The 11,631-nt window shown below is 65.9% G+C and carries 12 protein-coding genes; 7 read left to right on the plus strand and 5 right to left on the minus strand.

Going from position 1 to position 11,631, the window contains the following annotated elements; genetic code table 11:
* The gene (locus CFE28_12840) at positions 1-912 is read left to right on the plus strand and encodes a transcriptional regulator (protein ID OYU70802.1); all 912 of its coding nucleotides are present in this window, start codon (positions 1-3) and stop codon (positions 910-912) included.
* A gap of 68 nt (positions 913-980) precedes the next feature.
* Complete coding sequence (locus CFE28_12845; protein OYU70803.1) at positions 981-1,361, plus strand: hypothetical protein; 381 nt, start codon at positions 981-983, stop codon at positions 1,359-1,361.
* A 48-nt stretch (positions 1,362-1,409) separates the two neighbouring features.
* Here the strand turns inward: CFE28_12845 and CFE28_12850 are convergent, their stop codons facing one another.
* Both CFE28_12850 and CFE28_12855 read right to left on the minus strand, forming a co-directional pair.
* On the minus strand, positions 1,410-2,222 hold the full coding sequence (locus CFE28_12850) for a short-chain dehydrogenase/reductase (GenBank protein OYU70804.1): 813 nt from the start codon (positions 2,220-2,222) through the stop codon (positions 1,410-1,412).
* A gap of 50 nt (positions 2,223-2,272) precedes the next feature.
* Positions 2,273-3,244 carry an aldo/keto reductase gene (locus CFE28_12855; GenBank protein ID OYU70805.1) on the minus strand — a complete coding sequence of 324 codons (972 nt, stop codon included), beginning with the start codon at positions 3,242-3,244 and terminating at the stop codon, positions 2,273-2,275.
* 92 nt (positions 3,245-3,336) lie between these two features.
* On the opposite strand from CFE28_12855, the gene CFE28_12860 reads away from it, so the two are divergent.
* On the plus strand, positions 3,337-3,957 hold the full coding sequence (locus CFE28_12860; GenBank protein OYU70806.1) for a hypothetical protein: 621 nt from the start codon (positions 3,337-3,339) through the stop codon (positions 3,955-3,957).
* Between the two features lie 26 nt (positions 3,958-3,983).
* Here the strand turns inward: CFE28_12860 and CFE28_12865 are convergent, their stop codons facing one another.
* Complete coding sequence (locus CFE28_12865) at positions 3,984-4,706, minus strand: chromosome partitioning protein ParA (GenBank protein ID OYU70807.1); 723 nt, start codon at positions 4,704-4,706, stop codon at positions 3,984-3,986.
* A 120-nt stretch (positions 4,707-4,826) separates the two neighbouring features.
* Complete coding sequence (locus CFE28_12870) at positions 4,827-5,336, minus strand: AsnC family transcriptional regulator (protein OYU71699.1); 510 nt, start codon at positions 5,334-5,336, stop codon at positions 4,827-4,829.
* A gap of 93 nt (positions 5,337-5,429) precedes the next feature.
* On the opposite strand from CFE28_12870, the gene CFE28_12875 reads away from it, so the two are divergent.
* Genes CFE28_12875 through CFE28_12885 form a run of 3 tightly spaced genes read left to right on the plus strand, consistent with a single transcriptional unit; the run spans position 5,430 to position 9,179 of the window.
* The gene (locus CFE28_12875) at positions 5,430-6,476 is read left to right on the plus strand and encodes an arginine N-succinyltransferase (GenBank protein OYU70808.1); all 1,047 of its coding nucleotides are present in this window, start codon (positions 5,430-5,432) and stop codon (positions 6,474-6,476) included.
* A complete protein-coding gene (astD, locus tag CFE28_12880) occupies positions 6,463-7,899 on the plus strand; it encodes a succinylglutamate-semialdehyde dehydrogenase (protein OYU70809.1) in 1,437 nt (478 codons plus the stop codon). The genes CFE28_12875 and astD overlap by 14 nt, the downstream gene beginning before the upstream one ends.
* Positions 7,896-9,179 carry a succinylarginine dihydrolase gene (locus CFE28_12885; GenBank protein OYU70810.1) on the plus strand — a complete coding sequence of 428 codons (1,284 nt, stop codon included), beginning with the start codon at positions 7,896-7,898 and terminating at the stop codon, positions 9,177-9,179. Before astD ends, CFE28_12885 begins: the two co-directional genes overlap by 4 nt.
* Here CFE28_12885 and CFE28_12890 read toward each other — a convergent pair.
* Positions 9,176-9,616 carry a hypothetical protein gene (locus CFE28_12890; protein OYU70811.1) on the minus strand — a complete coding sequence of 147 codons (441 nt, stop codon included), beginning with the start codon at positions 9,614-9,616 and terminating at the stop codon, positions 9,176-9,178. The two genes, CFE28_12885 and CFE28_12890, sit on opposite strands and share 4 nt — an antisense overlap.
* A gap of 140 nt (positions 9,617-9,756) precedes the next feature.
* On the opposite strand from CFE28_12890, the gene CFE28_12895 reads away from it, so the two are divergent.
* Positions 9,757-11,526: an amidohydrolase gene (locus tag CFE28_12895; GenBank protein ID OYU70812.1), complete on the plus strand. Its 1,770-nt coding sequence runs from the start codon at positions 9,757-9,759 to the stop codon at positions 11,524-11,526.
* Positions 11,527-11,631: the final 105 nt, after the last annotated feature.

An 11,631-nucleotide genomic window follows, 5' to 3' on the forward strand; every position in this document is an offset into this window, starting at 1 on the left:
ATGCAGTCAATTACCTCTCTGGTCATTGACCCGAGCACGGCCCGGGCGACATGTAGGATCAAACTTCGGGAGTCCTGCGTGTCCCTGTCCAATCCGGAAACCCGTCCCGAGGCCGAAGCCGGCTTTCCCCGTCACCTGCGCGACTGGCGCCAGAAGCGCCGCCTGTCCCAGCTGGACCTGGCCCTGGCTTCGGGAGTTTCCCAGCGGCATGTGAGCTTTCTGGAATCAGGCCGGGCCAATCCCAGCCGCAACATGATCCTGCAGCTGAGCGAGACACTGGATGTGCCCCTGCGCGACCGCAACGCCTGGCTGACCGCCGCGGGCTTTGCGCCGGTCTTCCGCACCCGGACCCTGGACGACCCCCAGATGGGCCAGGTCCTGGCTGCCGTGCAGATGATGCTGTCGGCCCATGAGCCCTTCCCCGCCATCGCCCTGGACCGGGCCTGGAATGTCGCCATGTCCAACAGGTCCTTCGACATGCTGGGCGCCATGCTGGGGGAAGACATCTGGGAGCGGATCGGTGGCGGCCAGCGCAACCTCATGCGCCTGATGTTCCACCCGAACGGCATCAGGCCCTTCATCACCAACTGGTCAGCTGTGGGGCCCCTCATGTGGCGCCGGGCCCAGAAGGAGGCCGAAACCCTGGGCGGCCTGGAGATGCAGGCTGTGCTGGATGACCTGGCGCCCCATCAGGATTTCGAGGTCCTCTGGTCGGCCGCAGACACAGCCCTGCTGCCGGTCATGCCCTTCCAGATGCAGGTGGGCGAGCTGAGGATCTCCATGTTTGCGGTGGTCGCCACCTTCGGCACGGCCCAGGACGTCACCGCCGACGAACTGCGGATCGAGACCCTGTTCCCGGCCGATCCAGAGACCGAAGCCCTGTTCAGGGGCGCGGCGGGCGCAAACCGATGACCTGCGGGGTAATTGCGGAACGCCCGATCCTTGCAAACCATGATCACAGGATTTTTCAGGAGAGCCCAATGTCCGCATCGCCGATCGACGTCTGCCGCAAGTTCATGAAGCTGATGGAGCCGCTGAACTATGACGAGGCCCTGAAGCTGGTCTCAGACAAGTGCGAATACATCAACCCCGCACCCTTCGGCACGGTGATCGGACCGGCTGGCGTCCGCGCCGTGCTGGAGCCCTTCTTTGCGCCGACCACGGAAAACGAGTTCAAGGTCCTGCGGGAATCCACCGTCGGCAATATCGTCTTCCTCGAGCGCCTGGACCGTCACCTGTTCGGCGACAAGTGGGTCGAGCTGCCGGTGACCGGCGTCTATGAGGTCAATGACGGCCAGATCACCTACTGGCGGGACTATTTCGACGTGGCGACCATCATGTCGCAAATGCCTCAGCCCTGATCCTGATGAGCCGGCGGCGAGGCCCTGCCCCGCCGCCAGTCAGGGTCTTCAGCCGCCCAGGAACATCTGCTTGATGCCTGCCCGGAACGTATCGATGCCGACCGCCAAGCGCTGGGCGTAATTGGCCTTGGCGTCTTCACCGGCCACATAGGTGATCCTGTCGGCGTCGTCGATCACGGCGTCGTAGACCGCCTGGGCAACCTGTTCGGCCGTGGAGCTGGAGGAACGACGGTTCGGATCGGAGAAGGCCGCCATGGTCTTGCCGATGGCCTCCATATAGGCCGGGTGGGTGGTGAAGACGAGGGAGCGGCCGGCGAAGTCGGTGGAAATGCCGCCCGGCGCAATGGTCTTCACCTTGACGCCGAAGGGCTCCAGTTCGAAGGCCAGGCTCTCGCTCCAGCCTTCCAGGCCCCACTTGGTGGCGTGATAGACAGAGTTGAACGGGAAGGCCACGAGACCGCCGATCGAGGTGGTGGTGATGATGGTTCCCTTACCCTGCTCGCGCAGGGCCGGCAGGAAGGCCTGGGTCACCCGCATGACGCCCAGCAGGTTGGTGTTGAGCTGGTCCACCAGTTGGGCGTCCGTCGCGCCTTCAAAGGCGCCGGCCAGGCCGTAGCCGGCATTGTTGAACAGCACGTCGATGGGGCCTAGGGCGACCGCAGCCTTGGCGGTTTCAGCGATCTGGGCGGGGTTGGTCACATCCAGGCCCATGACGGTGACGCCCGGAACCTTGCCGAGCTCGGTTTCCTTGTCAGGGCTGCGCATGGTGGCGATGACCTTCCAGCCCTTGCTGGCGAACAGCAGGGCGGTGGCGCGGCCAAGGCCGGTGGAGGCGCCGGTGATGAAGATGGTCTGGGACATGGGATCGGTTCCTCTTGGAATGTCTGTGTCAGTTGTCAGGAGCGGACGGCCTAGCCGTTCAGGGCGCCCATCATGGCCGGAGCATACCGCGCGCCTGCTGCCAGGTCCCGGGGGAAGGCGGCGTCGATCTCGGCCAGGTCAGCGGCGGTGAGCTGGACCTCCAGGGCCCCGAAATTCTGCTGGAGATACTTTGTGCGACGGGTGCCCGGGATGGGAACCAGGTGCTCGCCCTGGGCCATGACCCAGGCCAGGGCCAGCTGGGAGGGCGCGACGCCCTTGGCTGCGGCCATGGCGATGACCTTGTCCACAAGCTTCAGATTGGCCGTGAAGGCCTCGCCCTGGAAGCGCGGATTGCCCCGCCTCCAGTCGCCCTCTTCAAAGTCGTCCGGGCTGCGGATTTCGCCGGTCAGGAAGCCCCGCCCGAGGGGGCTGTAGGGCACAAAGCCGACGCCAAGCGCTTCGCAGGCGGCGAGGATCCCGTCCTCGGGGTCGCGGGTCCACAGGGAGTATTCACTCTGCACGGCGGTGATCTGATGGACCTTGCACGCCCGCTCCAGGGTCTCGGGCGAAACCTCCGACAGGCCCAGGTGCCGGACCTTGCCCGCCTTGACCAGACCGGCCATGGCCTCGACCGTTTCCTCGATCGGCCGACCCGGCTGGGCGCGATGCAGATAGAAGAGGTCAAGGGTTTCGACGCCCAGGCGCTTGAGGCTGGCGTCGCAGGCCTCGACCGCATAGGCCGGGTCGCCATTTACGCCCTTCATGGTGATGCCGAATTTCGACGCCAGGAAGACCTTGTCCCTGCGGCCTTCCAGCACCTTGCCGATCAGGGTCTCGTTATGGCCCATGCCATAGACATCGGCCGTGTCCCAGAAGGTGATTCCGAGATCCAGGGCCAGTTCCAGGGTGGCGACCGCCTCGGCCTCGTCGAGGGCCTGGCCATAGACCGGGCTCATGGTCATGCAGCCCAGGCCCAGGGCGGAGACGGTGGGGCCTTTCGAACCAAGTTTACGGGTCTTCATGACTCTTCCTGACCAAATGACCAAAATCGTGTATCTGGTCATTCTGCCAGCTTTGGCTTGAAGTCAACCCTCAACTCATCCCATTGGGAGCCATGTCCCTGTCCGATCCGCAAACCGCGCCGACACTGCCCGGAAAACGCGAGGCCATACTTGCGGCCGCGACCGGACACTTTACGCGCTTCGGCTATCGCCGGACCTCCATGGACGACATCGCCCGGGCGGCGGGCGTCGCCAAGGGCACGCTCTATCTCTACTTCGACAGCAAGGCGGCGGTGTTCCGGGCCATGCAGATGGCCAATTTCGAAGAGGCCCAGGCCCGGTGCCAGCAGGCCGTGGACCAGGGCGCCAATTTCCTGGAACGCCTCAATGGCCTGCTTCAGGCCAATTACGGCTGGATGCACGCCCGGTTTGGCGGGTCCGAATTCCTGGCCGAACTGGGAGATGCAAGGTCAACTGTCGGGGCCGACATCGCTGAGCTGTCGGACAAGGCCTATCTGGGCTGGATCGCAGACCTGATCACCGCCGCGGATCGCTCGGGCGATATCTCCCTGACGCGAACGGGTCTGACCGGAGAAGGCCTCGCGACCACCATCCTGGCCGCCGCCCGGGGCGCGAAATCAGGATCGGCCGGGGGCGTTACGCCCGACGAATACGCCGCCAGTCTGCGACAGATTGCGGTGGTGGCCTTTGCGGCGGTTGAACCAAGGGCCTAGGGGCTCTTCCTGCAAGGCCGCCCGCCTCAGGTGCGGACCAGCCGCTCGACCAGTGTCCCTGACTGGATGTCGGCAGGATGGAGATATCGGATACGACCCGGGGAAAGTGATGAGCCCGCCGCCTGGCGGAAGGCCCAGATGGTGTCGCAGGCGCTGGCCATTTCGGCCGCCGCTTCATCATCGAAACTCTCTTCAACCGACACACCCAGTTGGGGCGCCCGCTGGTAGGACCGGCGCAGACGGATGATGGCGCTGGAAACCGGGAGGCCGAACAGCGCCAGGGCGGCGATCGCCCGGGCATTGTCTGGTCGCTCCTCGCCCTTCAGGGTCGGCGGCGCCTGGTTCAGGAGGATCATGGCCGGCTTGCCCAGGCCGCGGACCGCCGAGACGGTCGGCGCAGCCGCGACAATGTCGAGATAGGTCGGCCGCACCACGATCAGGCTGGCGTCGGCCAGGCGGATGGCCTCGAGGCGTTCAGCGTCGGACCCGGCGGCCGTATCGATCACCAGGTCTTCAATTCCAGCCTTCCGGGCATCTTCCAGACATACAAAGAGTTTTCGGGCTGTGGTCGCGCGGACCAGGGGCCCCGAACTCTTCCTGTGACCGAGCGCTTCCACGGCTGACGCCTGGGGGTCCATGTCGGCCAGCAGGGTGAAGCGTTCGCGCAGGTGCCCGCCAATGGCCAGATGGATGGCCATGGTGCTCTTTCCTGCGCCACCCTTTCGGGCGACGATCGCCAGGCTGCGCATGTGAAGGCCTCCCCATCGTCAGACCTGCGTCAATTCGACACAGACGGGAGAGGGAGCGGCAAGAACGGCGCCAACCTCAGGCGGTGTTTTCCAGGCCAGGACACCAACTGTGAGTGGTCTTCAATCCCGGCCTGGCGAGGGCGAAACCTGCACGCCAGCAAAGCCCTTTGCGGTCTTCATCACCACATGGGACGAAATCTTGGTGACCCCGAGGTTCGAATTGAGGATCTGGTCGGAAAACTCCCGCCAGGCCTCCATGTCGCCGACCACCACCCGCATCAGATAATCGTAGGCGCCGCTGACCTGGGCGGCCTCGACGATTTCGCGGGAGTCCCTGACAAAGGTCTCGAAGCGGGCGAAGTCGCCGGGATGATGCTGGCCGAGGGTGACCTCGGCAAAAATGGCGACGGTGGGCCCCAGGCGATCGACGGCGATATCGGCATGGTAGCCCTGGATCAGACCTTCCATTTCGAGACGGCGAACCCGGGCCAGGCAAGCGCTCGCCGACAGGCCCACGGCTTCAGCCAGCGCCTTGTTGCTGACCCGTCCGTCGGCCTGGAGTCGCGCCAGGATCTTCTGGTCAATGCGGTCAACCGCAGGGGCTGCTGAAATGGGAAACTCCCGCCGCAGATAATTCGGTGAGGCGACCTTGATACCGTCACCCCTGTAGTGGCGCAACCGGTAGACTGCGGCGGCTCCGTTCAGCGGAGCGCGGGGACAGTCATGGGCGAGCACCAGCCAACAACATCACTGGTCGTGAGGGTCGCCCTGCCGGGCGATCTTGAGGGCCTGTATGACCTCGCCCGGGTCGCTGGCCCCGGCATGACCAACCTCCAGGCTGATCGTGATGTCCTGGCTGAAAAGCTTGGCGCGAGCGCGGCCGCCGTGACCTCGGCAGAGGCCAGGGAAGCGGGGTCCCCCATACTGCTGGTTGTCGAGCAGTCGACGGCCGGCGCCGGACCCGAGGTCGTGGGGACAGCCTGCATCTTTCCCAGAGTCGGGGTGACCTGGCCCTTCTACAGCTACCGGATCACCCGTCAGAACCGGGCGTCCCAGGCCCTGGGCAAGCGGGTTTCCCACGACATTCTCAACCTCGCCAATGACTTCGATGGCGCCGCCGAAGTAGGCGGCCTGTTCATCCTGCCCAGCGTCCGCGGCATGGCGGCAGGCCGGCTGGTGGCCCGGGCGCGATATCTCTTCCTCGCCAGCCATCGCGACTGGTTCGGGCCTCAGGTGATCTCCGAAATGAGGGGCTATCAGGACGACGCAGGCGGCTCTCCCGTCTGGGACGCCCTGGGTCAGCGCTTCTACGACATGGACTTCGCCGAAGCCGACCGGACCAACGCCCTGACCGGCAACCAGTTCATCGCCGATCTCGGCCCCCGGCACCCGATCTATGTCAGCCTGCTGTCCGACGCCGCCCAGGCCGCCCTGGGCAAGCCCCACGATCACGGTCGCCCCGCCATGCAGCTCCTGCTGGAAGAAGGCTTCCGCTTCGAGGGCTATGTGGACATTTTCGACGGCGGTCCGACGCTGTTCGCCGATGTCGACGATCTGGTGGCTGTCAGGGACAGCCAGTCTGCCCGGATCCACCGAGTGGTCGCCGGGGACCAGGGCGAAACCCGGCTGGTCTGCGCCGGTCAGGGCCCGGACTTCCGCTGCGCGAAGGGCGCGTTCAACCCGACCGATGGGGCCGTCGAAATCAGCCAGGGCCTGGCCGACAGCCTGCGGGTCAAGGCCGGAGATCAGGTGCGCCATGTCCGCTTCTAGCCTTCAGTCCTTCAATCCCTGCACCGGCGACCTGATCTGGGAGGGCGCTGCATCAAGCCGCGCCGACCTAGACCGGGCCGTAAACACCGCCCGGAGCGCGGCTTCCGCCTGGGGCGAAACCCCGCTGGAGGACCGCCGCAGGGTTGCCCTGACCTTCGCAGGCCTGGTGACGGAACGCCGCGCCGCCATAGCCCGCCTGATCGCCGAGGAAACCGGAAAACCCTTCTGGGAAACCCTGACCGAGGCCGACAGCGTCGCCGCAAAGGTCGCCATCTCCATCCGGGCCCAGGACCAGAGGGCCGGTGAGAGCCTTGTGGAGTCCGCAGGGGTGAGACAGGCCCTGCGCCATCGGCCCCACGGCGTTCTGGCCGTTCTGGGGCCCTTCAACTTTCCGATGCACCTGGCCAATGGTCACATTGTCCCGGCCCTGCTGGCCGGCAACGCCGTGGTGTTCAAGCCCAGTGAGAAGACCCCCGCCTGCGGGGCCCTGATGGCGGAAATCTGGAAGGATGCGGGTCTTCCGGACGGCGTGCTTCAGGTCGTACAGGGCGCTGGCCAGGTCGGCGCAGACCTCGTCACCCATCCGGACATTGACGGGGTCCTGTTCACCGGATCCGTGAAGGCCGGCCGGATGATCCATGGGCAGTTGGCGGACAGCCCCTGGAAGGTGCTGGCCCTGGAGCTGGGCGGCAATAACCCGCTGATCGCCTGGGACGTCGACCAGGCCGAAGACGCCGCCCACATGATCGTCCAGTCAGCCTTCATCTCGGCGGGCCAGAGGTGCTCCTGTGCGCGCAAGCTTGTGGTGGAGACAGGTGTCCGGGGCGACCGCCTGATCGACGCCCTGAAGGAGGTCACGGCCCGCCTGCGGATCGGGGGACCGTTCGATGACCCGGAGCCCTATCTGGGCCCGGTCATAGACAATCCCTCGGCTGACGCCCTGCTCGGCGCCCACGCCGCCCTGATCGCTGCTGGAGGCAAGGTCATTCAGGGACTGGAGCGGATTGACCCTTCCCGTCCCTTCCTGCGCCCCGGCCTGATGGATGTAGGCGCCGTTGCGAACCTGCCCGATGACGAACTGTTCGGGCCCCTGCTGCAGGTCGTCAGGGTCAGCAGCTTTGACCAGGCCCTGGTTGAAGCCGGCAAGACCAGGTTCGGTCTTGCCGCTGGCCTGATCGGCGGCGACGAAGCCCTCTTTGACCGCTTCTGGCGGGGCATGCGGGCCGGCGTGGTCAACTGGAACCGTCCGACCACCGGCGCGTCTTCTGCAGCCCCCTTCGGCGGGGTTGGCGCCTCGGGCAATCACCGGCCCAGCGCCTTCTACGCCGCCGACTACTGCGCCTATCCCGTCGCGGGCCTTGAGATGTCTGAAACCACATTCCGGATCGGAAACGGTCTTGATCCGAAGACAGGTGCAGCATGACCGCCATCGAGATCAATTTCGACGGGCTGGTGGGCCCCACCCATAACTATGCAGGCCTGAGCGCCGGAAACCTGGCCTCCCAGAACAATGCCGGGGCCATCGCCAATCCGCGCCGGGCGGCGCTGCAGGGCCTGGCGAAGGCACGGCGGATGATCGAACTGGGCCTGCCCCAGGGCTTCCTGCCGCCACCCCTTCGCCCCTCTGCGGACCTGCTGCGCGCAATGGGACGCCAGGGAACGGACGAGGAGATCCTGACCGAGGTCGCGCAGGAGGACCCGGTCCTGTTCCGGGCCGCCTGTTCATCGTCCTCGATGTGGCGCGCCAACGCCGCAACTGTGATTGCCGGACCAGAGACCCATGATGGCCGCACCCGCCTGCTGGTGGCCAACCTGGCCACCATGCTGCACCGGGCCCTTGAAGCCGATGACACCTTCCAGCTCCTGAAAAAGGTTTTCCGCGACCCCGACCGGTTCGCTGTCGAGCCGGCCATGCCTTGGGGCGCCCACTTCGCCGATGAAGGCGCGGCCAACCACATGCGTCTGACCCCGGACCATGGCGCTCCGGGCCTCAACATCTTCGTCCACGGCGCCGACACTGCCGGACGCTTTCCGGTCCGGCAGACCCGCCGGGCAAGCCAGGCCCTGTGCGGACACTGTGCGCCAGGTCGCGGCATTCTGGTGGAACAGTCGCAGACGGCCGTGGACGCCGGCGCCTTCCACAATGACGTGGTGGCGGTCTCCAATCTTGACCTCCTGCTCTGCCATGCCGAGGCCTTCACCGACATGCAGGGGTTTGGCGACGACATCCGCCGCCGCTTACAAGGAGCCCGGATCATCGAGGTCAGCGACCTCAGCCTGGCCGACAGTGTTTCAAGCTATCTGTTCAATTCACAGCTCGTCAGCCTGCCCGGCGGCGGCATGGGGCTGATCCTGCCTGCCGAAGCCGCAGAAAACCCTTCGGCGAAGAGGGCTGTGGACCAGATCGTGTCCAGGGCGGGCGATATCGAACATGTTGAATACGTCGATGTCCGCGAAAGCATGCGCAATGGCGGTGGCCCGGCCTGTCTGCGTCTCCGGGTTCCCCTGTCGCAGGCTGGTCTCGCCGCCGTCCACCCCGGCTACATTCTGGATCTGGACCGGATCGAACGTCTGGAGCGCCTGGTGGAGCTTCATTGGCCGACGTCGGTTACGCCAGATGACCTGGAGGATCCTGCGCTCTGGGCCCATGCGAAGGGCGCCGAAGCGGCCCTGAAGGCCTTCATTGACCAGGCTGGGTCCTAAAGCGCGCCACCCACCATCCGCGGCTTGATCCAGGCCGGGCCGCACAGGTCGTCCTGCCAGCGCTCGAATTCCTCTCCAGGAACATCCTCCTGAAGATAGACCTGACCATCCCGGACAATGAAGACCACATCAGGTCCGGCCGGCTTTCGACGACCGTCTGCGCCCAGGGGCGCTGCAAACCCGGACCAGCCACAGGCCACTGCATCCCGTCCCACCTGACTGCGTACGACAAAATGCAGTTCCCGTGCGCCATTCAGCCGGCCATAGAGCGGCCGTCCATTGGGGTCCTTGCCCATATAGAAACAGCAGGCGTGGGCGCCGGCCCTCTGGTTAAGGGCGTTGAGGATCTGGGCGTCGGTGAGGACCTGTGGCGCGGCGCCGCGCCCCGTGCAGGCCGCCAGAAGCAGCACTGCGGCAATCCAGGCTGATCGAACCATCCCTGATGTCATCACGACCTTCCGCCGTTTCGCCCGGTCAATAGACACCCGGGCGCGATTTGCCGCAATGACGCGGTCCGCCCCTCGGAATCGACGAAAACTCCGCTAAGACTGTGGCTGAACAATCGGGGACACCAGACATGACGCGCGCCAAGCACCTTTCCGCCACCGCCCTGGCCGCGGCCCTCGCCATCAGCAGCGCCGCACTGGCGGCACCGGCGCCGTCTGTGGTGGCCATTGTCGGCGCCAACGTTTTTGACGGCACAGGCGCCGCGCCGCAGAAGGCCAATGTGATCATTCGCAATGGCCGGATCGTCGCCGTCGGTCCCAAGGTCAGGATCCCCATGGGCGCCAAGGTCATCAAGGCCGAGGGCGAGGCCCTGCTGCCGGGTTTCTATGACCTGCACACCCACTGGACCCCGGCCGGCGCCCCGGCGACCCTGCCGCAGATCGCCTCGGCCTATGTGGCGGCCGGCGTCACGACCGTGAACGACTTCCACGCCGCCCCCGAAAGCTATGCCCCCAAGCGGGCCTGGCTGGCCAACCTGACCTCTCCCCATGTCTATTATGCCGCGCGGGTCTCGACCCCCGGCGGCCACGGCGCTGACTGGGCCGACACCTCAACCACCAAGTGGGTCAACACCCCGGAGTCCGCCCGGCGGGCCATTGAGAGCCTGGCGCCCTACCACCCCGACTTCATCAAGGCCTTCACCGATGGCTGGCGCTATGGAATGGCGCCTGACAATACCAGCATGGACGGCTGGACCCTCAGCGCCCTGGTCGAGGCGGCCCACAAGCAGAACCTCAAGGTCCTTACCCATACGGTCAGCGTTGATCGGGGCGTCGTGGCCGGCAAGGCGCGGGTCGACATCATCGCCCACAGCCTGCAGGACCGCCCCATCGACTCGGCGACCATCGCCGCCATGAAGGCCGGCGGCACCAGCATTGCCCCGACCCTGGCCGTCTATGAGCCCGTCAAGCCGGGCCAGGCTGCGAGCGACCCCGAGGGCGGCAGACCCGAGCAGGCCTTCCGCAAGTTCGAATACGCCCTGGCCAACGCCAAGGCCCTGTTCGACGCCGGCGTCACGGTCGGGGTCGGCACTGATGCAGGCATGCCCGGGACGAAGCACGGCTATTCCACCCTGCATGAGATGGAACTGCTGGTCCGCGCCGGCCTGACCCCAAGCCAGGCCCTGGCGGCCGGCACCTCGATCAGCGCCCGGCTGATGTCCCAGGACAATGACCGTGGAACCATCGCCGTTGGCAAACGTGCTGACCTGGTCCTGATCAAGGGCGCGCCCTGGAAGGACATTGCCGATGTTCACAAGACCGACCGGGTGTTCATCGACGGCAAGCTGGTCTTCGGCCCGGGCGCCCCACCCATGACCGCCAACGCCGCAAAGACCCTGCCGGCCCAGGTGCTGAAAACGGCCCTGGTGGATGACTTCGAGCGGGCAGATGGCCGCACGGCCCTGGACACCCTGCGCACTGATGAATTCGATGGCGGTATTGATCGCTCGCTGGAAGTGGCCCAGGTGGTCGCCCGGCAGGACGGCGGCCACGCCCTGTCCATCGACGCCCGCATGTCGATCAAGGCCAATCCCGTGGCCGGCGCCAACTTCCCCCTGTCCCGGGGCGGGGTCCAGCCCATGGATGTGAGCGGCTTTTCGGGCGTTCAGATGCAGGTGCGCGGAGACGGGGCCTACAGCCTCGGCTTCGATGGCGTGGCCGGTCGCTGGACCCAGCCCTTCACCGCCGGCCCGGAATGGCGGACGGTGAAACTGCCTTTCAGCGCCCTGGCGGGCCGGAACCCCTGGACAGGCGGCGACGTCACCTCCCTTTCGGTGACGGCATCCCGCAAGGCCGGAGAGAAGGTCTGGATCGAGGTCGATAACCTCACCTTCTATTGATCTTTGGGCAGACAGCCCTAAAACACCCCCAGAAATCAAAGCCCGGCGCTAGAAACCTTCAGGGTTGTCGACCGGGAAACAGGCTGTTTCAGGGGAACTACCAAG

It is taken from the genome of Alphaproteobacteria bacterium PA2 (genome assembly GCA_002256425.1).
Classification (GTDB): Bacteria; Pseudomonadota; Alphaproteobacteria; order Caulobacterales; family Caulobacteraceae; genus Phenylobacterium.